The following is a 23,888-nucleotide window of genomic DNA, read 5'->3' as shown; positions in this document are numbered from 1 at the left end:
GGCACCATGAGCGCACGCACGGTCAACATCCACGAGGCGAAGACGACCTTCTCGAAGCTCGTCGAAGCGGCCCGCGACGGTGAGACCATCGTGATCGCGAAGGCGGGCGCGCCGGTCGCGAAGCTGACCCGCCTCGGCGCACCCGAGCACGCCGTTTCCCGCCTCGGCTTCCTCAGCGGGCAGGCGACCATTCCCGACGACTTCGACGCCTGGGCCGCCGACGAGATCGCCGCCGGCTTCGGCATGGGCCCCGTCGCATGATCGCGTTGCTCGACACCCAGCTGCTGCTGTGGGCCGCCTACGAACCGGAACGGCTGCCGGATGCGGCACGGGCGCATATCGAGGACGAGGCGAACGCGATCTGGTTCAGCGCCGCGAGCATCTGGGAGGTCGGCATCAAGCAGCCGATGGGGCGCGCGGATTTCACGGTCGACGCGCGAGTGCTGCGGCGCGGCCTGATCGAGACCGGATACCTCGAACTGCCGATCACGAGCGAGCATGCGATCGAGGCGGCCGCACTTCCGCCGCTGCATCGCGACCCGTTCGACCGGATGCTCGTCGGGCAGTCCCGTGTCGAGGGCGTCACGCTGCTCAGCTCCGACGCGATGGTCGCCGCATACGGGTCGCCGGTGCAGCAGGTCTGAGCCGGCACGGCATCCAGGGCGTTGCGCCTGACCGGTGCCGACCGCGCCGGGACGGGCAGCGCGTTGCGGAACCGGCACGCGCCACGGCGCCGTCGAACGTTGCGCAATGCAGGAGCGTACTCGGCGTGTCGCAGCCCGTGGATGGGCGCACGTGGGCGCGACACGCGCAGGCTCCTGCATTGCGCAGAAGGGGCATGCGCAGAACGGACGTGCGCGGAAGGGCCGGGGAAGACCGGGGCGGTGCGCCCGCGGCATCCACTGCGCCGGGCATCCGCCCGGGCATTCGGCTGATGCGCGGGCCTTCGCCAGCGACTCTCGCGTGGTCGAGCGCCCGCGTGCGTGCCGCGCCGCTGTGTGCGACGGCCCTCGTGCACCGTATCGCTGTGCGCGGCCGGCCCGCGTGCCGCGCCGCTGTGTGCGACGGCCCTCGTGCACCGTATCGCTGTGCGCGGCCGGCCCGCGTGCACCCTGCACTGCTGTGCGCACGCACCTCGGCATCCCGCCACGGACCCGGAGATCACCACGGATCCGGATGCATCCAGTCCTATCCATCCGAATCCGTGGCGATCTCCGAATCGGTGGCGAGCGCGCAGCGCGTGTGCCCGCCTGCGCCGGGCGCGGTCACATCTGCTGTGCGCGGCGGCTTGCGTGCGCGCGCGCCTCGGCATCCCGCCACGGATCCGGGGATCACCACGGATCCGGATGCATCCAGCCCTATCCATCCGAATCCGTGGCGATCTCCGAATCGGTGGCGAGCGCGCAGCGCGTGTGCCCGCCTGCGCCGGGCGCGGTCACATCTGCTGTGCGCGGCGGCCTGCGTGCGCGCGCGCCTCGGCATCCCGCCACGGATCCGGGGATCACCACGGATCCGGATGCATCCAGCCCTATCCATCCGAATCCGTGGCGATCTCCGAATCGGTGGCGAGCGCGCAGCGCGTGTGCCCGCCTGCGCCGGGCGCGGTCACATCTGCTGTGCGCGGCGGCTTGCGTGCGCGCGCGCCTCGGCATCCCGCCACGGATCCGGGGATCACCACGGATCCGGATGCATCCAGCCCTATCCATCCGATTCCGTGGCGATCCCCGAATCGGTGACGGGCGCGCGCAGCGCGTGTGCCCGGCCCGGTCGGTGCGCAGCGCGTGGCCGCGTCGCGCGCGCCCAGCGCCCCCGCGCCGCCTACGCCGGCCGGTGCTCCACGATGGCGCGGAACGCGGCGGCGACCGCGGGGTTCCGCAGCGCCTCCTCGCGGGTGACGGCCCAGTAGGCGAGGGTGTGCTCGTACTCGTCGGGCAGCACGCGCACGAGGCGTGGATCGGCTGCGGCGAGGAAGTCGGGCAGCAGCCCGATGCCGGCGCCGGCCTGCGCGGCGGCGAGGTGGGCGAAGACCGAGGTCGAGCGGATGCTCGGGGCCGGTTCGGGCAGGCGCGCGCCGGCGGCGTCGAGCTCGTCGACCTGCAGGGCCGAGTCGATGTAGTAGGCGACGCGGTGGTGGGCGAGGCCGGCGATGGATGCCGGTGCGCCATGCCGTTCGAGGTACTCCGGGGCGGCATACAGTGCGAGCATGTACTCCAGCAGCGGGGTCGCGAGGGCCTTGCGCACGTGCGGGCGACCGACGGCGATCTCGATGTCGACCCCGGATCGGTGCTGGCGAACGCGCTGGGTCGCGCTGATGAGTTCGAACGCGAGACCCGGATGCGTTTCCTGCAACGGGGCGATCGCCGGCACCAGGTGCAGGGCGGTGAACGCGTCGGGTGCGGCGATGCGCACGAGACCCCCCAGACCGGTGTCGTCGTCGGTGACGAGGCCGGCCAGATCGGTCTCGATGCGTTCGGCGACGGCGAGGGCGCGCTGCCCGAGCAGCGTCGCCTCCCAGCCGGCGGCGGTGCGGGTGAGGACGTGGCCGCCCATCGCGTCCTCGAGGGCGGCGATGCGGCGCGAGACCGTCGAATGGTTGACGCCGAGCACCTGCGCGGCCGCGGTGTACTTGCCGAGGCGCGCGACAGCGAGGAAGGTCATGAGCCATTCCGGGTTCGGGTCGCGTGAGGGCACGGCACCATCGTGCATGAATGCACGGCCGCGGTGCAAGATTCCCGGACGAATGTGCATTGAGCGATCATGCGTCGCGAACGTATCGTGAGGGGAACGGCGCCCCTGGCGCCGCGAGCACGCACCGCCCGCACCGCACGCGGGCACGGCCCGCCGCGGGTCGCGGCTCGCACTTCACGCCGAAGACGTCGAGGAGGACACGATGGCGAAGATCGCATGGATCGGGCTGGGCAACATGGGCGGCCCGATGACCGCGAACCTGGTGGGCGCCGGCCACGAGGTCGTCGGGTACGACCTCGACGAGGGCGCCAAGGCGGCCGCGGAGGCGCATGGGGTGCGGATCGCGGCATCCACCGCCGACGCCGTCGCCGACGCCGACGCCGTCTTCACGAGCCTGCCCAAGGGCGCCCACGTGCGCCAGGTGTTCGAAGGCGACGGCGGCGTCTGGGCCAACGCGCCCAAGACCGCCCTGCTCATGGACTGCTCGACGGTCGACGTCGAAACCTCCAGGTACTGCCACGAGCACTCGGCCGAACTCGGCTTCCGCTTCGTCGACGCCCCCGTCTCCGGCGGGATCTCGGGCGCCGCCGCCGGCACCCTCACCTTCATGCTCGGCGGCGCCGACGCCGACGTCGCCGAAGCCCGCGGCTACGTCGAGCCCATGGCCGGCAACATCTTCGCGGTCGGCGGCCCCACCATGGGCATCGCCGCCAAACTCGCGAACAACATGATGCTGTTCATCTCGCTGCTCGCCGCCTCCGAAGGCTCGCAACTGGCCGCATCCATGGGCCTCGACGCGAAGACGTTCTGGGACATCGCCCGCGTCTCCTCCGGCGACTCGTGGGCCATGCGCACCTGGTACCCCGTGCCCGGGATCGTCGACTCCTCGGCCGCGAACCACGACTTCGACGCCACCTTCTCGACCCTGCTCGCGCAGAAGGACGTCTCGCTCGCGCTCGCCGCAGGCGACGGCGCCGGCCTGCACCTGCCGGCCGCCCACCTCGCCCTCGACCAGTTCGAGCAGCTCATCGAAGAGGGCTACGGCGGCAAGGACTGTTCGCTCATCGTGAAGTACGCGAGCGCCGACGGCACCGTCGCCGGCTTCGAGCCCGACCCGGCCCCCGCGACCGCCGAGTGACGCGCGCGCCGGCATCCGCACCCGAGAAAGGACCATCATGACCGATACCGCCACCGCCCCGGCCGAGCAAGCCGCCGCAGGCCTCACCGTCATCCCGCACGTCATCGGCGGTTCACGCGTCGACGCCGGCGAACGCCGCGCGCCCGTCTTCAACCCCGCGACCGGGCAGCAGTCCGGCGAGGTCGTGCTCGCCGACCCGGCCCGAGTGGATGCCGCCGTGCAGTCCGCGGCGGCCGCGCAGCGCGCCTGGCGCGCGACCGGGCTCGTCAAGCGCCAGCAGATCATGTTCCGCCTGCGCGAGGTGATCCAGTCGCGGCGGGAGGAGCTCGCCCGCATCATCACCGCCGAGCACGGCAAAACCGTCGACGACGCGCTCGGCGAGGTCGCCCGCGGCCTGGAGAACGTCGAGTTCTGCGCCGGCCTCATGCACCACCTGAAGGGCGAATACTCCGAGCAGGTCTCCAGCGGCGTCGACGTGCACCAGGTGCGCCAGCCGCTCGGCGTGGTCGCCTGCATCACGCCGTTCAACTTCCCCGCGATGGTGCCGCTGTGGATGGTGACGACGGCGATCGCCGCCGGGAACGCCGTCATCCTGAAGCCCTCGGAACGCGACCCCTCGGCCGCCGTGTGGCTTGCCGAGGCGTTCCTCGAAGCGGGTGTGCCGGACGGCATCCTGAACGTCGTCCACGGCGACAAGACCGCCGTCGACGCGATCCTCGACCACCCGACGGTCAAGTCGGTCTCGTTCGTCGGATCCACCCCGATCGCGAAGTACATCTACACGCGCGCCGCCGAGCAGGGCAAGCGCGTCCAGGCTCTCGGCGGGGCGAAGAACCACATGGTCGTCATGCCCGACGCCGATCTCGACGCCGCCGCCGACGCCGCCGTGTCGGCCGCGTTCGGGTCGGCCGGGGAACGCTGCATGGCCGTCTCGGTGCTCGTCGCCGTCGGCGACAGCGCCGACCCCGTGATCGAGAAGATCGGCTCGCGGATGGCCGACCTCGTCATCGGCGACGGCACCGATCCGGCCAGCGAGATGGGCCCGCTCATCACCGACGCCGCCCTGGAACGCGTCACCGGATACGTCGCCGGAGCCGCCGGCGAAGGCGCCACCGTCGTCGTCGACGGTCGTGAGAAGCACTTCGACGGCGGCGGATTCTTCATCGGGCCTTCGCTGCTGGATCGCGTCGAACCCGGCATGCGCGTCTACGACGAGGAGATCTTCGGCCCGGTGCTCTCGGTCGTGCGCGTGCCCTCGTACGAAGACGCCGTCGAGCTCATCAACGCCAACCGGTACGCGAACGGCGTCGCCGTCTTCACCCGCGACGGCGCGACGGCCCGCTCCTTCGAGTTCGACATCGAGGTCGGCATGGTCGGCGTGAACGTGCCGATCCCCGTCCCCGTCGGGGCGTTCTCGTTCGGCGGCTGGAAGGACTCCCTCTTCGGCGACACCCACATGTACGGCCCCGAGGCGTTCAACTTCTTCACTCGCCGCAAGGTCGTCACCAGCCGCTGGCCCGAACCGACCGAGTCCCAGGTCGACCTCGGGTTCCCGACCCACCACTGACCGGGTGCGGATGCCGGGGTGCGCCGCCGCTCGTGCGCCCCGGCACCGATGCGCCCGCGCGCCGCGCCCGCCCTGCGGTGTCGCCCGGGCGCTCGCGCCGCCACCGCCGGTCGAGTAGGCGCGACAGCGCCGCCACCGCCGGTCGAGTAGGCGCGACAGCGCCGTATCGAGACCAACCGATGGTCTCGATACGCTCGTGCCTCGCTACTCGACCGGCGAACGGCCGGCGCCCTCCCGATGGAGGTTCGGCGCGCGCGGTCAGCGCGCGGCGGCGGCGAGGCGGGCGTCGAGGGCGGCGGTGTCGGGGAGGAACCAGATCTGGGTGCCGCGGTTCGATTCCCACACGTAGGCGTCGAAGGCGTCACTGCGGGCGCGTTCGGCGGTCACATCGCCGAGGACGACGAAGCGGATGCGGTAGTTCACGAGCTTCTGCGTGATCTCGCCGGCGACCCGGGTCGAGAGGTCGAAGAATGCTGTGCCGAGGCGGGATGCCGGCACGACCACGGTGTCGGCCGTCGCCGACCAGGCGTCGCCGATGAGGTCGTTCGCCTGACCGGCCGAGTCGATCGCCGGCCCGTCGGCTGCGAGCGTGAGCACGGTGGCGCCGTGGCGAGTGGTGACGTTCATGCATCGAGCGTACGGGAGCAGGGGTAGCGTGGACGCGATGCCCGAGCCCGACCCCGCCGACCCGCAGCGCGGGGGCGTGTCGGCAGGGCAAGCATCCGTCCCGGATTCCGCGGCACCCGCGGCCGCAGCGCCCGCGGCATCCACACCCGACACCGACGCACCTCGCGCACCAGCACCCCGCCCGAAGCGCACGCGCCTCACGCGCGGCGACGCCGTGCGGCTGGGGGCGCTGTCGCTGCTCGAGGTCGTCGCGTGGGGCATCCTCTATTACGCGATGATCGTCGCCGCGCCCGAGGTGGCGCGCGAGACGGGCTGGCCGGTGCTCGCGGTGACGTCGGCGTTCTCGGCCGGGCTGGTCGCGTCGGCGATCGCCGGCATCCCGGTGGGGCGGATGCTGGATGCGCGCGGCCCCCGCACGGTCATGACGGCGGGCACCGCGCTCGGCGTCGCCGGCGTCGTCGGGGTCGCGCTCGCGCCGAACCTGTGGGTGTTCCTCGCGGCGTGGATCGTGTGCGGGCTCGCGCAGTCGACGCTGCTGTACCAGGCGGTGTTCACGGTCGTCATCCGCCGGCACGGGGCGGGCACGCAACTGCCGCTGACGGTGCTGACGCTCGCGGGCGGGCTCGCCTCGACGGTGTTCGCGCCGATCGTCGCGGCGCTCCTCGGCGGCCTCGACTGGCGGGCGACGTTCCTCGTGCTCGCCGGAATCCTCGCCGTCGTCGCGCTGCCGGTGACCTGGTTCTCGCTCGAGCGGCGCTGGCCGGAGCGGCGCGCCGCGGCATCCACCCCCGAACCCGCAGACCCGGTGCGCGCCGTGCTTCGCACCCGCCGGTTCTGGATGCTCGAGATCACGATGCTCGGCATCGTCGCCGCATCGTTCAGTGCGACGCTCGCGGCCGTGCCGCTGTACATGGAGAAGGGCTTCGGCTTCGAGCTGGCCGCCCTCGCGCTCGGGCTCATCGGGGCCGGGCAGGTCGTCGGGCGGTTGCTGTTCCTCGTCGTGCCGCGACGCGTCGCCCCGTGGATGCCGCTCGCGATCGTCGCCGTCGTCACCGCCGTGTGCCTCGGCCTCCTCGCGGTCGTGCCGGGGCCGCCGTGGCTGCTCGTCGCGATCGGGATGCTGGCCGGTGCCGTGCGCGGAGCGCAGACCCTCGTGCAGGCCTCCGCCGTCGCCGACCGGTGGGGAACCCGCAGCTACGGTGCGATCAACGGTGTCTTCGCGGCGCCCGTGACGATCATGATGGCGCTCGCCCCCGCGATCGGCCCGGCCGTCGCCGGCGGCGTCGGCGGCTATGCGGCGATGACCGCGATCATGGCCGGCGTCGCGCTCGTCGCGGCGTTCACGGCGCGCGCGAGCTGACCGGCGCCGGGTGACCCGGCGGCGCCCCGCGATGGCGTTCGCCGCCCGCGTCGCCCGGTGAGTGGACGCATATGCAGGGTTGCGGAGCGCCCGCACCCTGCATTCTTGTCCACTCACGTCGGGAAGGGCGCGCGGGGCGGGCGCGCGCAGAGGGCCGGCGGGGCGTGCAGGCGGGTGTGGATGCCGGGGCAGCGCCCTCCGGCATCCACACCCGGCGCGCTATTCGCCGCTGGGCCGTGCGCCGGCGGCATCCACCGCCCACGCCATCGAGAACGCGGCCTCGCGCCATGCCGAGTAGCGCCCCGAGACGCCGCCGTGGCCGGCGTTCATCTCGATCTTCAGCAGCGGGTCGGCGCCGACCTCGCGGAGCTTCGCGACCCACTTCGCCGGTTCGACGTAGAGGACGCGGGTGTCGTTCAGCGAGGTGACGGCGAGGATGGGCGGGTACGTCGTCTCGTGCACGTTCTCGTACGGAGTGTACGACTTCATGTAGGCGTAGACCTCGGGGTCGTGCAGCGGGTCGCCCCACTCGTCCCACTCGATGACCGTGAGCGGCAGCTCCGGATCGAGGATCGAGGTGAGCGCATCCACGAACGGCACCTGCGCGACGATGCCGCTGAACAGGCCCGGCGCCATGTTCGCCACCGCCCCCATGAGCAGGCCTCCGGCGCTGCCACCCTGGGCGACGAGGCGGTCCGGGGCCGTCCAGTCGTCGTCGATCAGCTGCCGGGCGCAGGCGATGAAGTCGGTGAAGGTGTTGCGTTTGTCGAGCTTCTTGCCGTGCTCGTACCAGAGGCGGCCCATCTCGCCGCCGCCGCGGACGTGCGCGACGGCGAACACCATGCCGCGGTCGAGGAACGACAGATGCCCGGCGCTGAACAGCGGGTCGAGGGAGTGCTCGTAGGAGCCGTAGCCGTAGAGCAGCATCGGCGCCGGCGTGCCGGGCGTGACGAGGTCGCGGCGGTAGACGAGGGAGATCGGGATGCGGGCGCCGTCGTCGGCGGTGGCCCATGCGCGCCGCTGCTCGTAGTCGGCGGGATCGTAACCGCCGAGCACCTCGCGACGCTTCCGCAGGCGCAGCTCGCCGGTGGCGACCAGGTAGTCGTACACGGTCGGCGGCGTGACGAAGCTCATGTAGGAGAGGCGGAGCGACGGCTGCTCCCAGGCCGGGTTGCCGGCCAGGCCTACCGCGACGAGCTCCTCGTCGAAGCGGAGCTCGTGCGGGGTGTCGTCCAGGCGGCGGCCCTCGACGACCGCACCGGCCGCGGGCAGCGCGGCGACCGCGACGCGCGGCAGGCCCTCGCGACGGTACTGGACGGCGACGAAGCCGGCGAACGCATCCACCCCCTCGAGGCGGATCATCGGCGAATGCGGGATCACGACCCGCCGCGCCCCCTGCGGGTCGTCGGCGTCGACGCTCACCAGCTCGAAGTTGACCGCCCCGCCGCCGTTGTGCACGATCAGCAGACGGTCGTGCCCGTCGGCGGTGACGAGATGCTCGACGTCGTACTCGACGCCCTCCTCCCGCGGCCAGACGACGCGGAACTGCCCCGTGGGATCGGCGGCGTCCAGGATGCGGGTCTCGCTCGTGATGCTCGAGCCGGCCTCGATGAGCAGGTAACGGCGGCTGCGGGTCAGGCCCGCGCCCAGCCAGAAATGCTCGTCGGGTTCGTGGAAGACGACCGTGTCGCCGGCCGGATCCGCACCCACCTCGTGCCGCCACACCGTGTCGGGTCGCCACGAGTCATCCACCGTCGAATAGAACAGGTACCGCCCGCCGGGGGCGAAGAACGCGCCGCCCGCCGTGCCCGGGATCTCGTCGGCGAACTCGCGCCCCGAGCCGTCGACGGCGCGCAGACGGATCGTGTACCGCTCGTCGCCGGCCGTGTCGACCGCGTACAGCAGCATCGTGCCGTCGTCGCTGATGTCGAAGCTGCCGAGCGAATAGAACTCGTGCCCCTCCGCCTCGGCATTGTCGTCGAGCAGGACCTGCTCGCCCGGCAGCGCCGAACCGTCCTCGGGCAGGGCGGGCGGCTCCCACTCATCCGGGCCGCCGGCCGGCACGCGGCAGTGGATGCCGTACTGCAGCCCCTCCACGGTGCGCGTGTAATACCACCACTCGCCCTCCCGCGACGGCACGGACAGGTCCGTCTCCTTCGTGCGCGCCTTGATCTCCTCGAAGATCTGCTCCCGCAGCACCGCCAGATGCTCCGTCTTCGCCTGCGTGTACGCGTTCTCCTCATGCAGATGCGCGAGCACCTCGGGGTCATCCTTCTCGCGGAGCCACTCGTAGTCGTCGACGAAGACGTCGCCGTGGTGGATGCGTTCGGTGGGCTTCTTCGCGGTCGCAGGCGGTGTTGGCACGGGCTCTACGCTACGCGGGTGGGGCGGGCGGGGGCCAGAGGGCGGCGCGAGGCCGTCGGGCGGGTGGATGCCGGTGCACCGGCGTGTGCGGATAGCGATCGGAGTGTCCTAGTATCGAACGCGCAAGGGAAGGGGCGGCATGACGGCATCCACTGCGGGAACCGCGGGCTCGCAGACGCTCTCGCGCGGCATCCGCATCCTCGAAGTCCTCGCCGCCTCGGAACGCGACCTCACGATCGACGAACTCGCCGTCGCACTCGGCGTGCACCGCTCGGTCGCCTATCGGCTGCTGCGCACACTCGAGTCGCACGGCCTCGTCATCCGCGACGCGGCCGGGCGCGTCGCCCTCGGCACCGGCCTGGCCGCGCTCGCCGCCGGCGTCGCCCGCGATCTGCAGCAGATCGCGCTGCCCGAGCTCAACGAGGTCGCCGACGAACTCGGGATGACCTGCCTCATCGCCGTCCTCGCCGACCCCGAAGAGGCGGTTACGCTCGTCAGCGCGGCGCCCCGCCGCTCGATGGCGGTCGTCTCGTATCGGCCGGGGCACCGGCACCCGATCACGCGCGGCGGGCCGGGCAAGGCCATCCTGCAGGCGCTGCCGGATGCGGCGTGGCCGGACTCGGTTCCGGATGCCGTGCGCGCGGAGATCGACACCGCGCGCGCCCGCGGCTACGCCGTCAGCCACGACGAGGTCGTGTCGTCGCTGCGCTCCGTCGCGGTGCCGCTGACGCTTCCGGGGCAGCTGCCGGCATCCATCGCGGTCATCCACGTGTCGCTGCCCGCGCCCGAGGCCGAGATCGCCGCCCGCCTCACCGCCGCCGCCGACGCGATCGCCCGCGCCTACGGCGCCTGAGAGGCGCTGCTGCCGGCATCCACTCGCCGCACCCGCGCCGCCCTCTGCTCGCGCCGCCCCTGCCGCCAGCGCTCACCGCCCCGCGGACTGCGCTCACCGACCCGCGGACTGCGCTCACCGTACTGCGGACTGCGCTCACCGCACCGCGGACTGCGCAATGCAGGAGCGCGATCGTGTCGCGGGGCCGCGCGCCGCATGGGAGGGGGCGACACGCCGTGCGGGTTCCTGCATTGCGCAGACACGGCAGCGCAGAAGCGGCGGCGTAGGTGGGGTAGATGCCGCGGCGCGGGGGTGGATGCCGCGGTGCCGGGTGGATGCGGCTGCGCAGCATGCCGGAGTGAGGGAATGCGCAATGCAGGAGCGCGATCGTGTCGCGGGGCCGCGCGCCGCATGGGAGGGGGCGACACGCCGTGCGGGTTCCTGCATTGCGCAGACACGGCAGCGCAGGCGGGGGTGGATGCCGCGGAGCGGGTGCCGGGTGGATGCCGCGGAGCGGTGTGCCCGGTGGATGGAGGCTCCACCGCACACGGAAGCGGGGCCGCCCCCGAAGGGGCGACCCCGCACCGGCGGCTGCGCGCTATGCGCCCACGGCGGCGCGGCGCGGCAGCAGGGCGCCCTCGAAGAAGGCGGCCAGTTCGGCGGTCGCGGTCAGCGGCAGCACGTGCGCGACGTACTGGTCGGGGCGGACGACGACGACGGCTCCCTCGCGCGAGATGCCGCGGGACTCGAAGATGTCCTCCTCGGGGGAGGTCGCGTAGACCTTCTCGTAGTCGGTGATCTGGAACGGCCCGACCTTCGGCAGGAACACCGCCGGCACGGCGCCGAGGTCGACCTCGGGGTGCTGCTGCTGGTAGACGACCTTGACGTCGAAGACGCTGTCGAGGTCGGCGCCCTCGGGGGTGTGGGCGGCCAGCGGCGACTCGGGGGAGGTGAGCATCCAGTCGGCCCATGCGCCGAGCTTCGACGGCGCGCCGGCCACGGGGGCGTCGGCGAAGGCGTAGACGCGCCAGCGGCCGTCGGCGCGGTGGTGGTGGCCGAGGTGGACGGGGTTGGCGTCGCCGACGCGGACGACGGGGGCCGACTTGAAGCGCTTGCCGAGGGGGAAGCCGGTCGCGAGGGCCTGCTCGGCCTCGCCCGAGACGATCATCGACGGCGTGTACTCGGTCATGAAGCCGGCGGGGAACTCGGCCGTGCGCACGTAGAAGTCCTCGAGCTCGGAGGGGTTCTCGAACTCCTCGGGGCGCTTGGCCATGAGGGTCGACCATTCGCGGTCGAAGTCGATGAGGTTCTGCGCGACGACCTGGCGCTCGGCGGAGTAGGTCGACAGCAGCGACTCGGGGGCGCGGCCGTCGAGCACGTGCGCGAGCTTCCAGGCGATGTTCCAGCCGTCCTGCATCGAGACGTTCATGCCCTGGCCGGCCTTGGCGCTGTGGGTGTGGCAGGCGTCGCCGGTGATGAAGACATGCGGGGTGCGGGTGCCCGCGGCATCCACCGGCACGTCGTCGAAGCGGTCGGTGACGCGGTGGCCGACCTCGTAGACGCTCGACCAGGCGACGTTCTTCACATCGACCGTGTAGGGGTGCATGATCTGGTTGGCGCGGGCGATGATCTCGTCGATGGAGGTCTTGCGCACGGCCCCGTTGTCGTCGGGGGCGACCTCGCCGAGGTCGACGTACATGCGGAAGAGGTAGCCGCCCTCGCGGGGGATGTGCAGGATGCTGCCGCCGTCGTGCGACTGGATGGCGCACTTGGTGCGAATGTCGGGGAAGTCGGTGTTGGCGAGCACGTCCATGACGCCCCAGGCGTGCTGCGAGACGCCGCCGATGTGCTTGGCGCCGATGGAGTCGCGGACGCCGGAGTGGGCTCCGTCGGCGCCGATGACGTACTTGGCGTGCACGGTGCGGCGGGTGCCGGCGGGGGTGCCGGCGTCTTCGCCGGCGGTGCGCTCGAGGGTGACGGCGACGGGGTATTCGCCTTCGCCGATCTCGAGGGAGACGAAGTTCCAGCCCCAGTCGGTCGTGAGGCGGGCCGGGCCGTTCGCGGCGACCTCGCTGTAGTAGTCGAGCACGCGGGCCTGGTTGACGATGAGGTGCGGGAACTCGCTGACGCCGGAGGGGTCGTCGGCGGGCCGGGCGGTGCGCACGATGTTCTCGGGGTGGTCGGTGTCGGGCTTCCAGAACGCCATCTCGGTGATGCGGTAGGCCTCGGCGATGATGCGTTCGGCGAAGCCGAAGGCCTGGAAGGTTTCGACGCTTCGCGCCTGGATGCCGTCGGCCTGCCCGATCGGCAGGCGGCCGTCGCGGCGGTCGATGATCCGGGTGTCGATGTTCGGGAACTGCGCGAGCTGGGCGGCGGCGATCACGCCGGCGGGGCCGGCCCCGACGATGAGGACGTCCATCTCGTCGGGCAGCTCGGGCGAACGGTTCAGGCCGACGCCCGCTGCGGGCTGGACGTTCGGGTCTTCGGACACGTAGCCGTAGTGGTGGAACTGCACGGCTTCTCCTCACTTCTCTGTGGGCATTCGCTGGGGTATGCCTGGTGCAGGGGGTGGATGCCCTCGCGCGTTCTCGGCCGCGGCTTCCATGCCGTGTTCGATAATAGAACGGAGCATTCGTTTATTGTTCAGACCAGCATAAGCCGGGCGGCGGCGAGCGACAAGTGCACCTGGGTGGATACCGTGAAGCGCCGGGCGCGGCAGGGTCGCCGTCAGGCGACCGGGGCGGGCGCAGCCGCCTGCGCGGGCGAGCGCAGAGGGTCGGCGGCGCCGGCCGGAACGGCGGCGCGGGCGAGGAGGGCGCGGGCGGCATCCACACCCGAGCGCACGGCGTGCCCGGGGTCGGAAGCCCCGGCGATCGTCGTGTGCGTGCCGGAACGCGGCAGCGGTGCGCCGCTCAGCACGAGGTCGCCGGGGGCCAGGGCGACGCCGCCGGGCGTGCCCGCGCGGGTCCAGGCGATGCGCGGGCCCGAAGCGGCGGCGTGGATGCCGGTGACCTCGGTCGCGAACCGGAACGCGACGCCCGCGTCGAGCAGCCACTTGTAGAGCGGCAGGGCGAGCGCATCGGCCGGGTGCGCGGGCGCGCCGTCGAGCTCATCGAGCACGCTCGCGCCGTCGATCTCGAGCGATGGGATCGCGGCGAGCAGTTCGCGCACCGCCGGCATCCGCTCGGGGAAGCCGCGCGAGCCGCCGGGCGCGCCCGAGCCGCCCGTCTCGCCCAGCACCGCCGCCGGAAGCTGCCGTCGTTCGAGCACCGTGATGCGCGGGCCCGGCATCCGCCCGTCGCGGATGAGGCTTCCGGCCGCCGCCATCGACGACAAGCCTGCCCCGACGATCCAGGCCGAGGCCTCGTCGGCCCACGCCGACGCGCCGGGCTTGCCTGCGGGCAGGATCTCGCCGCCGCTGGTGTACATGGATTCCCCCCGAACCATCCGCCGCATCGTCGCGGCGTCCGATCAGCGTATCCGTGTGCCGCGGACGGGGGAAGCATCTTCAGCGTGCTCCCAGCGCCGGCGGGCGGCCGCGCGCGCTATCCGACGCCCGTCTTCTGCCAGTCGAGGTTCAGCAGCTGCCCGATGTAGACGGTGTCGCCGTAGTCGTAGATCTGCGGATTCATGCGGAGCAGCTGCTGCTGCGGCAGATCGAAACGCTGCGCGATGTCGAAGAAGCTGTCGCCGGAGACGACGCTGTACCGCTCCGGTTCGCCCGTCTCGTCGACCTCGGGGGCGCCATTCGCTCCAGGCCGCGGGCCGTTGTCGTAGGCGGCGCCCCATTCGTAGACGGGTGCGGCATCGTTCGGCGACGGAGCGGGCGCCTCGGGGTCGGCGGCCTCGGCCGGGTCGGGCTCGGGCGCGGGCGGCGGCTCGGCGGTGACCGTCACGAACGCGGTCTCGGTGACGACGACGGTCTCGGTGACCGCCGGCGGCGCCTCCGGGGCGGTGCAGGCGGCGAGCACGAGCGCCGCGGCCCCGGTCGCAAGCAGCGCCAGCGCCCCGCCGAGCGCGCTGCGATGCACGGGCCGGGGTGGTCGTCGGGGGCGCACGAAGTCACGCTAGAGCACCCGGCGGCGAACGGGAACCCCCGGTCGAGGCGCGTTTCGCCTCCCGTTCGGGGGGTTTCGTGAGTGGATGCCGGAGCGCGCCGCCTTAAGGAACGGGGCGCCGGGGCATCCACCCGCCGCAGAAGATACGGCGATCACCCGATGAGCCGGCCCCGCCTCAGAGAGGAGCGTGGAAGCACGCTGACGAACAGGAGCACGACATGTTCACCTCGGATCTCACCCTCGGACTGCACCGTTCCACCGTCGAGCGCGCCGAGCGCGAGCTCGCCATCCGCCGCTCCATCGCCGAGCGCGCCGAACGCGAGCAGGAGGCCGAGCGCGCCGTCGCCCGCCACCTGCTGCCCCGCCTCGCCGCCCGCTGAGCGCTGGCCGCCGTCGGTCGAGTAGGCCGCTCGCGGCCGTATCGAGACCCGGTGCGGGGTCTCGAGACGCTCGCTGCGCTCGCTCCTCGACCGGCGGCCCCGGCGGTCGAGTAGGCCGCTCGCGGCCGTATCGAGACCCGGTGCGCGATCCGCCCGCTGCGCTCGCTCCTCGACCGGCGACCCCGTCGGTCGAGTAGGTCGCTCGCTGCGCTCGCTCCTCGACCGGCGCCCCCGGCGGTCGAGTAGGCCGCTTGCGGCCGTATCGAGACCCGGTGCGGGGTCTCGAGACGCTCGCTGCGCTCGCTCCTCGACCGGCGACCCCGTCGGTCGAGTAGGCCGCTCGCTGCGCTCGCTCCTCGACCGGCGACCCCGTCGGTCGAGTAGGTCGCTCGCGGCCGTATCGAGACCCGGTGCGCGATCCGCCCGCGGCGAACCCACCCCCGCATGTCGGTGGCCGGTGGCAGCATGAAGGAGTGACCTCAGCAGCCGTGAGCCCGACGATGGTCGGGCGGCAGTCGCAGCTCGCGCGCGTGCGCGAGGCGTACGAGGCCGCGGCCGACGGCGAGTTCCGCGCGGTCGTGCTCGGCGGCGAGGCCGGCGTCGGCAAGACGCGGTTGCTCCGCGAGCTCGGCGCCTCGATCGGCGACGAAGCCCATGTGCTGTTCGGCCAGTGCGTGGATCTCGGCGACGTCGCGGCACCGTATGCCCCGGTCACCTCGGCGCTGCGCGAGCTCGCCGGGCGGCTGGGCGCCGAACGGCTGCTCGATGCGGCCGGCCCCGGCCGCATCCTGCTCTCGGCGCTGTTGCCCGAACTCGCCGCCGGCGAGACCGGCGAGGCCGGCGACGCCGTGCGCATCGTCGACAGCGGCGGCCGGTTGCACGAGGCCGTCGCCGTGCTGCTCGAGTCGGTCTCCGCCGAACGCCCCGTCGTGCTCGTCGTCGAGGACTTGCACTGGGTCGACGGTTCGACGCTCGCGCTGCTCAGATTCCTGCTGCGCTCGCTCGCCGGGCGCGTGCTGCTCGTCCTCAGCTACCGCAGCGAAGACGTCGGCCGCGGCCACCCGGTGCGCGCGTTCCTCAGCGAATCGGACCGGCTGCGCGCGGTCGACCGCTGGGAGCTCTCGCGCCTGACCCGCGGGCAGGTGCGCAAGCAGATGCGGGCGATCACGGGCCGCACGCCGACGGATGCCGTGCTCGATCGGGTGTTCCGGCGCAGCGACGGGGTGCCGTTCTTCGTCGAGGAGTTGCTGGACTGCGACGACAGCGTGCCCGAGACGCTCCGGGAGCTCCTCCTCGGCCGCTACGAACGCTTGAGCGACGAGGCGCAGGCCCTGCTCCGGCTCGTGTCGACCGGCGGGGTGCGCGTCTCGCATGCGGCGCTCGCCGAGGTCTTCGACGGGCCCGCCGATGCGCTCGACGCAGGCGCGCGCGAGGCTGTCGCCGCCGGCGTGCTCGTCGTCGACGGCGACGACTACGTCTTCCGGCACGCGCTCGTGCGCGAGGCCGTGCTCGACGACCTGCTGCCGGGGGAGCGCGCACGCTTCCACGCCCGCTACGCCGCGTACTTCGAACGCGCGGCCGAGGCGGGCCGGCGTGTGGCCGCCGAGATCTCCTTCCACTGGATGGGCGCCCACGACGCCGAGAAGGCCTTCCCGGCGACGATCGACGCCATGCGGCAGGCCCGCGACGCCTACGCGTATGCGACCGCCGGCGCCCTCGGCGAGCGGGCCCTTGAACTCTGGGATCGGGTGGGCGAACCGGCATCCATCGCCGAGATGAGCCGCATCGTGCTCTTCAGCCGCACCGCCGCACATCTCGACAAAGCCGGCGAATCGGCACGCGCACGTGCCCTGCTCGAACGGGCGATCGAGGAATGCGCGCCCGACGACCCGCAGTTGCCGAGGCTGCTGCGCGACCTCTCGCGGTACACCTACGACGGTAACCAGCAGCGCGTCGAGCTGCTGGAGCGCTCCCTCGAATACCTGCCGCCGGGCACCGACGACATGCTCCGCACGACGGTCATCGCCGAACTCGCCGGTCGGCTCATGGTCGCCTCCCGCTACGACGAGGCCCTGGCCCTCGCCGACGAGGCCGTCGAACTCGGGTTGCGGAGCGATGCGCCGCGCTACTCCTCGGTCGCCGCGAACATCCGCGGCGTGACCCGCGCCCATGCCCGCGGCGAGATCGACGAGGCCTTCGCCGATCTGGCGCGGGCCCGCGAGTACGCCGGCAGCGACGGTGCCGCCCTGCTGCGGTACTGGGTCAACGCGAGCGACCTCACCCATCTCGTCGGCCGCTACGAAGACGCCCTGCACCTGGCCGAGGAGGGCATGCGCCGCGCCGCCGAGATCGGGGTCGCGCGAAGCTCGGGCACCATCCTCATGTCCAACGCCGCCGAACCGCTGCTCGAACTCGGCCGCCTCGACGAGGCCCGCCAGCTCGTCGACCGCGCGATCGGCATGGACCCGCCCGTCACCTACCGCGTCTACCTCGAAAGCTGCAGCCTCTGGCTCGCGATCTGGACCGGTGACCTCGCCGGCGCGCGCGAACTCCTCGACAATCGGCCGGCCACGGCCCGGCGCATCGCCGTCGACGAATCGCAGGTCCGCCACCCGCTGCTGCGCGCGCGCATCGAACTCGCCCTCGCCGAGGGCGACCCAGGCGGCGCGCTGACGCATGCGCAGGCGGCTGCGGACGACCTGGCCGCCCCCGACGGTTCGCTGCGCTCGCAGGAAGCCGGGCACACGCTGCCGCTCGTGTGGGCGATGACGCGCGCGGTGCGTGCCGTGCGCGGTGCGGATGAGCGCGGTGCGGGCGGGCGCGCCGGCGCGGTTGCTTCGAGCGGTGCGGATGCTTCGGGTGCGGATGCCGCGCTCACCGCGGTCGAGGCCGTCGCCCGACGGGTGCTCGCCGGGACGGCGTCGTGGCCGACGCACGGGGTCTGGGCGCCGATGGCCGCGGCCGAGCTCGCCGGCGACGCCCCGGCGTTCCGCGCCGCGATCGACGCGGCCGAGAGCGAGCTCGCCCCTGCGCACCTCATGCCGTACGCCCTGCTGCAGCTCGCCAGGGCGCTCCTCGCCGCCGGCGAACGCCGGGAGGGCCGCACGGTGCTCGGCCGGGCCCGCGAGACCGCCGCGGAGATCGGGCTCGGGCTCCTCGTCGCCGAAGCCGATGCGATGGGGCATGCCGCCGGCGGCATCGGTGCCGCGGCCGCCGGTGCTGATGCTTCGGGTGCGGATGCCGGGAGCGCGGCGGACGCCGGGCGGCGCGCCGCGGCATCCACCCCCGACCCGCTCGCGGAGCTCACCGCCCGCGAACGGCAGGTGCTCGACCTCGTCGCCGAGGGGCTCAGCAACCGGCAGATCGGCGAACGCCTCTTCATCTCGGGCAAGACCGCGAGCGTGCACGTCTCGGCGATCCTCCGGAAGCTCGGCGCATCCACTCGCACCGAGGCCGCCCGGCTCGCCGCGGGGCCCCCGGCGCGCGCCGGGTGAGGGGGCATCTACCGAACAAATCGCGGCCTTGCGGGGGCCTGTCCGCAGGGCAGCGCGCCGCGGCATCCACTCGCGGCCAGCGGGCGCTTACCGCCCGTTGCGCAGGCGTGCGGGCCAGCCGCGCACGCGACGGCCGAGCATCGTGAGCTGGAACGCGAGGGTTCCCGCGGCGCCGATGATGATCGACGCGAGGCTCAGCAGGAACTCGAGGCCGGCGCCGCCGACCTGCGCCCAGGCGCCGTAACTCGCGGCGACTCCGATCGCGGCGGCCGCGGGGATCGTGTTCATCGAGATCAGCACCCCGACCAGGGCGCTCGATTTCGCGGACGTCAGCGACAGCATGCCGGCGATGCCGGCGAACAAGCCGATCACCGTGCTCAGCACGTTCGGCTGCCAGATGAACGCCGCGAGCGGCTCGTGCTCGTAATCGAACATGGTGCGCGGGAAGACGCCCGTCGCGATCAGCAGCAGGCTCATGAGCAGGGTGAAGGCGATGCCGACCGCATACCCGACGACCGCGGTCAGCACCGAGCGGCGGATGCCACGCGCATGCCGCCGCACGAGGCCCACCGAGATCGCCGCGAGCGGGCCGAAATCCGGCCCCACGACCATCGCCGCGACGAGCAGCACCGGCTGATCGAGCACGACGCCGACGCCGCCGATGCCCGTCGCGACGGCGATGAACACGAGATACGTCGCCGACAGCCGCACCTCGGCCTCGGTGCGCGACTCCACCTCCTGCAGCACGAGCGCATCGTCGTCGCCGCCGAAGATGTGCTGCGGCTCCTTCGACTCGGGCACCACCGACAGGTCGATGTTCTCGACGGCGATCGACCCGTGCTCGTTCACGCCCAGCCGGTCCAGATCGCGGATCAGCCGCCCCATCGCCGCTCGCTGCACATCGCACAGGATGACGTCGCCGGCCGGCCGCACCCCCGAGCCCTCGATCACGATGACGTTCACCACATCGGGAACGTCGAGCGCGGCATCCACCGCCTCGCGCAGCCCCACCGGCACGATCAATCGCAGATGCTCCACGAGCCCAGTGTGCCCGCCGCGCGCCCCGCCGCGGCCGCGCCGCGCCCGCAGACGCTGCGCCGCGCGCTCGCCACGCCCGACCCGCTCACCAGCGCTGGCGGACGTCCTCGGCCCAGCCGAGGAGGCCGTCGATGGGGTGGACGGTGCCGTCGTCGGCGGTGACGGTGCCGCGGTAGCGGCCGAAGCACTGGTGGGTGTCGGAGGCGATGAGGCCGAGGTTCGTGTGCGCGACGCGGTCGTGGAAGGGGTCGAAGCGGAGGGCGACGCGGTCGCCGATGATGCGCCAGGGGTCCAGCCAGCGGCCCGGGGTGTAGCTCCACTCGAGTTCGTCGGAGATCTTGTGCAGGCGGCCGTCGATCGAGAAGGCGTTCTCGGTGGAGCCGGTGCCCAGCGTCCAGCGTCCGCCGAGTTGCAGGCCGATCGTGTGCCCGTTGTTGCGACCGGACGCGGCGCCCCAGTTCCACGCCATCCGGTACGGCCAGCGGCCGCGGCCGTGGTCGAGCACCGCCCAGGCGTCGTCGCCGAGCTCGGCCGGCTCGCCGTCGACTTCGATCACGCCGCGGGCGGGCCGGGCGACATCCTTCACCGTGTACTGGAACCTGGTCGCCGACCACGGCACGACGACCCCGAGCGCCTCATGGCCGGCGGGGCGTTCGGCGACGACGTCGAGGCGCACACGGTCGGTCGTGGCGCGGATGCGGGTGCCGCCGCTCGAGCCGAGCTCCTCGATCCGCACCCGCACGCCCGGCACGTCCGCCGAGGCGACCCCGCGCCCGAGCGTTCCCGGCAGCTCGACACCCTGCGAGAGCGGCGTGATCGCCGTCCGGTCGATCTCCTCGCCCGAGGCGCGGTCGAGCACCCACACTTCGGTGAGCGTCGCGTAGTCGAGCATCGACACGGTGACGGCGGCGATCCACCGCCGGCTCGTGAACGCCCAGTACTCCCACCGTTTGTTGCGCAGCCGGCCGCGGAGGCCCCGGCCGATGCCGTCGGTGTCGTGCAGCGGATGCCGGCTCCAGCCGACCGCTTCGGGGTTCAGCCGCCCGTCGGGGCGGCAGAGGGCGACGGGCTCGGTGAGTTCGCGTTCGGGCACGGCGCGCCTTCCGGTTCGGTGTGCGCCAAGCGTAACGGCGAGTGGATGCCGGGGCGCACGCCGATCGCGGCGCCCCGCGGCATCCACTCGCGGGCTACTCGACCGGCGTCAGCACGAACACGGGGATGAGCCGGTCGGTCTTCGTCTGGTAGTCGGCGTACGGCGGCCATGCTTCGACGGCGCGGGCCCACCATTCGTCGCGTTCGGATCCGGTCGCGATCCGCGCACGGTAATCGCGCGTGACCGGGCCGTCCTGCAGTTCGACGAGGGGGTTGGCGACGAGGTTGTGGTACCAGAGCGGGTGCTCCGGAGCCCCGCCCTTCGAGGCGACGACCGCGTATTCGCCGTCGTGCTCGACGCGCATCAGCGGCGTCTTGCGGATCTTGCCGCTCTTCGCGCCGAGCGAGCTCAGCACGATGATCGGCCGGCCTTGCAGCGTGGCGGCCTCGGCCCCCTGGGAGGCTTCGAAGGCCTCGGCCTGCTTGCGGGCCCATTCGGCGGTGCTCGGTGCGTATTCTCCCTGCAGCGGCATGCGACTCCTTTGCTCGGCGGTGCGATTCGCGATGTGGCGCGTCGGCGGGCGGAGGCCCGGAGGCCCTGTGGCCCGGCGGCCCCGAGTGGATGCCGCGGCGCGCTCTTCTGCGATGCACAACCGAGCATCCGCCTCCGCCATTCCCGGCGGCGGGTGCGACGGCGGGCGCGTCGGCTGGTTGCGACGCGCGAGACCCGCGATCGGCGCCCGTGGTGCTGGCGCGGCCTGCGGCATCCGTCTACCGTGAGATCTGGGGGATGCCCGGCGATGTGGCCGGAATACGCGCCCCTTCCGTGAAGTTGAGTCAACTAGACTCAAGTTTGAAGGAAGGATGCGAAGTGGCGAACATGCAGGGCGCGCCGAGCTCGCAGGAAGAACAGCAGTCGGCGCTCGAACAGTTCGGGGTGGATCTCACCGAGCTCGCCGAGGCCGGCAAGCTCGACCCGGTCATCGGCCGCGACTCCGAGATCCGCCGGGTCAGCCAAGTGCTCACCCGCCGCACCAAGAACAACCCCGTACTCATCGGCGAGCCCGGCGTCGGCAAGACCGCCGTCGTCGAAGGCCTCGCCCGCCGCATCGTCGCCGGCGACGTGCCCGAGAGCCTGAAGGGCAAGAAGCTCATCTCGCTCGACATCTCCGCCCTCGTCGCCGGCGCCATGTACCGCGGCCAGTTCGAGGAACGGCTGAAGAACGTCCTGAAAGAGATCAACGAGTCCGAGGGCGAGATCATCACCTTCGTCGACGAACTGCACCTGCTCATGGGCGCCGGCGGCGGCGAAGGGTCCGTCGCGGCATCCAACATGCTGAAGCCCATGCTCGCCCGCGGCGAACTGCACCTCATCGGCGCCACCACCCTCGACGAATACCGCGAGTACATCGAGAAGGACGCCGCGCTCGAACGCCGCTTCCAGCAGGTCTACGTCGGCGAGCCGAGCGTCGAAGACACCATCGCGATCCTCCGCGGGCTGAAGAGCCGCTACGAGGCGCACCACGGCGTCACGATCTCCGACGCCGCGCTCGTCGCCGCATCCACCCTGTCGAACCGGTACATCTCGGCCCGGCAGCTTCCCGACAAGGCCATCGACCTCATCGACGAGGCCATGTCGCGCCTGAAGATGGAGATCGACTCCAGCCCCGTCGAGATCGACGAGCTGAAACGCCAGGTCGACCGCATGAAGATCGAAGAGCTCGCCCTCAAGAAGGAGAAGGACGACGCCTCCAAGGAGCGCCTCGCGAAGCTCCGCGACGACCTCGTCGGCCTCGAACGCGAACTCGCCGAGCTCGAAGAGCGCTGGTCGCGCGAACGCAGCGGACTGAACCGCGTCGGCGACCTCAAGAAGCGCCTCGACGAAGCCGTCACCGACCGCGACCGCGCCATGCGCGACGCCGACTACGCACGCGCATCCAAACTCGAATACGAGACGATCGCGCAACTGCAGCGCGACCTCGAGGCCGCCGAGCAGGCCGAAGCCGCCGACGACGAACCCCGCATGGTCAACGAGCAGGTCACCGAAGACGACATCGCCGCCGTGATCTCGGCATGGACCGGCATCCCCGTCGGCCGGCTGCTGCAGGGCGAGACCGAAAAGCTCCTGCACCTCGAAGCCGAACTCGGGCGGCGGCTCATCGGGCAGAAGCAGGCGGTGACGGCGGTGGCGGATGCCGTGCGGCGATCCCGGGCCGGCATCAGCGACCCCAACCGCCCCACCGGCTCCTTCCTCTTCCTCGGCCCCACCGGTGTCGGCAAGACGGAGCTCGCCAAGGCGCTCGCCGAGTTCCTCTTCGACGACGAGAAGGCGATGATCCGCATCGACATGTCGGAGTACGGCGAGAAGTTCTCGGTCTCGCGGCTCGTCGGCGCCCCTCCGGGATACGTCGGCTACGACCAGGGCGGCCAGCTCACCGAGGCGGTGCGCCGCCGGCCCTACTCGGTCGTGCTCTTCGACGAGGTCGAGAAGGCCCACCCCGAAGTGTTCGACGTGCTCCTGCAGGTGCTCGACGACGGCCGCCTCACCGACGGGCAGGGGCGCACGGTCGACTTCCGCAACACGATCCTCATCCTCACCTCGAACCTCGGCTCGAACTACCTCGTCGACCCGTCGCTGTCGTGGGCCGAGAAGGAGGAGGCGGTCATGCAGACCGTCCGCCAGGCCTTCAAGCCCGAGTTCGTGAACCGCCTCGACGACATCGTCGTGTTCTCGGCGCTCACCGAGGACGAGCTCGCCGAGATCGTGAACCTCTACATCGACCGCCTCGCCGACCGCCTGCACGAGCGCCGCCTCAGCCTCGGCGTCACGCCCGACGCGCGCGCGTGGCTCGCCGAACGCGGCTACGACCCGATCTACGGGGCCCGGCCGCTGCGCCGCCTCATGCAGCACGAGATCGACGACCGGCTCGCGCAGGGGCTGCTGTCGGGGGAGATCCACGACGGGGACTCGGTCGTCGTCGGCCTCGCCGGCGACGGCGAGCGGCTCACCGTCCTGCCGACGACCGAGCCGCCGGTCGAGGAGTAGCGGCGCCCTCGACGCGCCGCTGTGCGGGCGCCGCCCCGGGCGCCGCCCCTGTGGGCGCCGCTGTGCGGTCGCTGCTGTGCGGCCGCCGCCCTGTGGGCGCCGCTGTGCGGGCGCTGCAGTCCTGCGCAATGCAGGAGTGCAACCGTGTCGTGGGGCCTTCTCCCGCATGGGCGGGTGCGACACGCCGTGCGTGTTCCTGCATTG

At 72.4% G+C, this 23,888-nt stretch carries 18 protein-coding genes; 9 read left to right on the top strand and 9 right to left on the bottom strand.

The features are described from left to right. Positions 1-6 precede the first annotated feature (6 nt). Complete coding sequence (locus G127AT_RS07160) at positions 7-261, top strand: type II toxin-antitoxin system Phd/YefM family antitoxin (protein ID WP_210901436.1); 255 nt, start codon at positions 7-9, stop codon at positions 259-261. A 5-nt stretch (positions 262-266) separates the two neighbouring features. Next, positions 267-644: a type II toxin-antitoxin system VapC family toxin gene (locus G127AT_RS07155; protein ID WP_210901434.1), complete on the top strand. Its 378-nt coding sequence runs from the start codon at positions 267-269 to the stop codon at positions 642-644. 1,174 nt (positions 645-1,818) lie between these two features. Here the strand turns inward: G127AT_RS07155 and G127AT_RS07150 are convergent. Continuing rightward, positions 1,819-2,691: a LysR family transcriptional regulator gene (locus tag G127AT_RS07150; protein WP_244857818.1), complete on the bottom strand. Its 873-nt coding sequence runs from the start codon at positions 2,689-2,691 to the stop codon at positions 1,819-1,821. Positions 2,692-2,890: 199 nt separating this feature from the next. Between G127AT_RS07150 and G127AT_RS07145 the strand changes: the two genes are divergently transcribed. Continuing rightward, positions 2,891-3,826, top strand: coding sequence for an NAD(P)-dependent oxidoreductase (locus G127AT_RS07145; protein WP_210901432.1), 936 nt, complete (start codon positions 2,891-2,893; stop codon positions 3,824-3,826). Positions 3,827-3,863: 37 nt separating this feature from the next. After that, entirely contained in the window at positions 3,864-5,393 is a 1,530-nt protein-coding gene (locus tag G127AT_RS07140; protein WP_210901430.1) for a CoA-acylating methylmalonate-semialdehyde dehydrogenase, read from the top strand. A gap of 258 nt (positions 5,394-5,651) precedes the next feature. Here G127AT_RS07140 and G127AT_RS07135 read toward each other — a convergent pair whose 3' ends face one another. After that, positions 5,652-6,020 (bottom strand): DUF4180 domain-containing protein, encoded by a 369-nt coding sequence (locus G127AT_RS07135; RefSeq protein ID WP_210901428.1) that lies wholly within the window; start codon positions 6,018-6,020, stop codon positions 5,652-5,654. 37 nt (positions 6,021-6,057) lie between these two features. Between G127AT_RS07135 and G127AT_RS07130 the strand changes: the two genes are divergently transcribed. After that, complete coding sequence (locus G127AT_RS07130; RefSeq protein WP_244857816.1) at positions 6,058-7,380, top strand: MFS transporter; 1,323 nt, start codon at positions 6,058-6,060, stop codon at positions 7,378-7,380. A 219-nt stretch (positions 7,381-7,599) separates the two neighbouring features. Here the strand turns inward: G127AT_RS07130 and G127AT_RS07125 are convergent, their stop codons facing one another. Then, positions 7,600-9,744: a S9 family peptidase gene (locus G127AT_RS07125; protein ID WP_210901426.1), complete on the bottom strand. Its 2,145-nt coding sequence runs from the start codon at positions 9,742-9,744 to the stop codon at positions 7,600-7,602. Positions 9,745-9,883: 139 nt separating this feature from the next. Here G127AT_RS07125 and G127AT_RS07120 point away from each other — a divergent pair, with 139 nt between their 5' ends. Further along, positions 9,884-10,597, top strand: coding sequence for an IclR family transcriptional regulator (locus G127AT_RS07120; protein WP_210901424.1), 714 nt, complete (start codon positions 9,884-9,886; stop codon positions 10,595-10,597). A 577-nt stretch (positions 10,598-11,174) separates the two neighbouring features. On the opposite strand, the gene G127AT_RS07115 is transcribed toward G127AT_RS07120, so the two are convergent. The 3 genes from G127AT_RS07115 to G127AT_RS07105 form a co-directional block, all read right to left on the bottom strand. Continuing rightward, on the bottom strand, positions 11,175-13,091 hold the full coding sequence (locus G127AT_RS07115) for an FAD-binding monooxygenase (protein WP_210901422.1): 1,917 nt from the start codon (positions 13,089-13,091) through the stop codon (positions 11,175-11,177). A 212-nt stretch (positions 13,092-13,303) separates the two neighbouring features. Further along, a complete protein-coding gene (locus G127AT_RS07110) occupies positions 13,304-14,005 on the bottom strand; it encodes an oleate hydratase (protein ID WP_210901420.1) in 702 nt (233 codons plus the stop codon). A 116-nt stretch (positions 14,006-14,121) separates the two neighbouring features. After that, positions 14,122-14,634: a LysM peptidoglycan-binding domain-containing protein gene (locus G127AT_RS07105; RefSeq protein ID WP_210901418.1), complete on the bottom strand. Its 513-nt coding sequence runs from the start codon at positions 14,632-14,634 to the stop codon at positions 14,122-14,124. A 218-nt stretch (positions 14,635-14,852) separates the two neighbouring features. On the opposite strand from G127AT_RS07105, the gene G127AT_RS07100 reads away from it, so the two are divergent. Continuing rightward, a complete protein-coding gene (locus G127AT_RS07100; RefSeq protein WP_210901416.1) occupies positions 14,853-15,014 on the top strand; it encodes a hypothetical protein in 162 nt (53 codons plus the stop codon). Between the two features lie 473 nt (positions 15,015-15,487). Then, positions 15,488-18,508: a helix-turn-helix transcriptional regulator gene (locus G127AT_RS07095; protein ID WP_210901414.1), complete on the top strand. Its 3,021-nt coding sequence runs from the start codon at positions 15,488-15,490 to the stop codon at positions 18,506-18,508. Between the two features lie 87 nt (positions 18,509-18,595). Here the strand turns inward: G127AT_RS07095 and G127AT_RS07090 are convergent, their stop codons facing one another. From G127AT_RS07090 to G127AT_RS07080, 3 genes are all read right to left on the bottom strand, one after another. Next, entirely contained in the window at positions 18,596-19,546 is a 951-nt protein-coding gene (locus G127AT_RS07090) for a DUF389 domain-containing protein (RefSeq protein WP_210901412.1), read from the bottom strand. Positions 19,547-19,631: 85 nt separating this feature from the next. After that, positions 19,632-20,639 (bottom strand): DUF2804 domain-containing protein, encoded by a 1,008-nt coding sequence (locus G127AT_RS07085; RefSeq protein ID WP_210901410.1) that lies wholly within the window; start codon positions 20,637-20,639, stop codon positions 19,632-19,634. Between the two features lie 94 nt (positions 20,640-20,733). Further along, positions 20,734-21,171 (bottom strand): nitroreductase family deazaflavin-dependent oxidoreductase, encoded by a 438-nt coding sequence (locus G127AT_RS07080; RefSeq protein WP_210901408.1) that lies wholly within the window; start codon positions 21,169-21,171, stop codon positions 20,734-20,736. 338 nt (positions 21,172-21,509) lie between these two features. Here G127AT_RS07080 and G127AT_RS07075 point away from each other — a divergent pair, with 338 nt between their 5' ends. Continuing rightward, positions 21,510-23,684: an ATP-dependent Clp protease ATP-binding subunit gene (locus G127AT_RS07075; protein ID WP_210901406.1), complete on the top strand. Its 2,175-nt coding sequence runs from the start codon at positions 21,510-21,512 to the stop codon at positions 23,682-23,684. Positions 23,685-23,888 lie beyond the last annotated feature (204 nt).

Source organism: Agromyces archimandritae, assembly GCF_018024495.1.
In the GTDB taxonomy this organism is placed as follows: domain Bacteria; phylum Actinomycetota; class Actinomycetes; order Actinomycetales; family Microbacteriaceae; genus Agromyces; species Agromyces archimandritae.
The sequence above is the reverse complement of the archived record's forward strand: the minus strand, read 5'-3'. Positions and strand labels throughout refer to the sequence as shown.

Coding starts and splice junctions, on each gene's coding strand:
- G127AT_RS07160 (WP_210901436.1), top strand. CDS start 7: ATGAGCGCACGCACGGTCAACATCCACGAGGCGAAGACGACCTTCTCG.
- G127AT_RS07145 (WP_210901432.1), top strand. CDS start 2,891: ATGGCGAAGATCGCATGGATCGGGCTGGGCAACATGGGCGGCCCGATG.
- G127AT_RS07140 (WP_210901430.1), top strand. CDS start 3,864: ATGACCGATACCGCCACCGCCCCGGCCGAGCAAGCCGCCGCAGGCCTC.
- G127AT_RS07135 (WP_210901428.1), bottom strand. CDS start 6,020: ATGAACGTCACCACTCGCCACGGCGCCACCGTGCTCACGCTCGCAGCC.
- G127AT_RS07130 (WP_244857816.1), top strand. CDS start 6,058: ATGCCCGAGCCCGACCCCGCCGACCCGCAGCGCGGGGGCGTGTCGGCA.
- G127AT_RS07120 (WP_210901424.1), top strand. CDS start 9,884: ATGACGGCATCCACTGCGGGAACCGCGGGCTCGCAGACGCTCTCGCGC.
- G127AT_RS07110 (WP_210901420.1), bottom strand. CDS start 14,005: ATGTACACCAGCGGCGGCGAGATCCTGCCCGCAGGCAAGCCCGGCGCG.
- G127AT_RS07100 (WP_210901416.1), top strand. CDS start 14,853: ATGTTCACCTCGGATCTCACCCTCGGACTGCACCGTTCCACCGTCGAG.
- G127AT_RS07080 (WP_210901408.1), bottom strand. CDS start 21,171: ATGCCGCTGCAGGGAGAATACGCACCGAGCACCGCCGAATGGGCCCGC.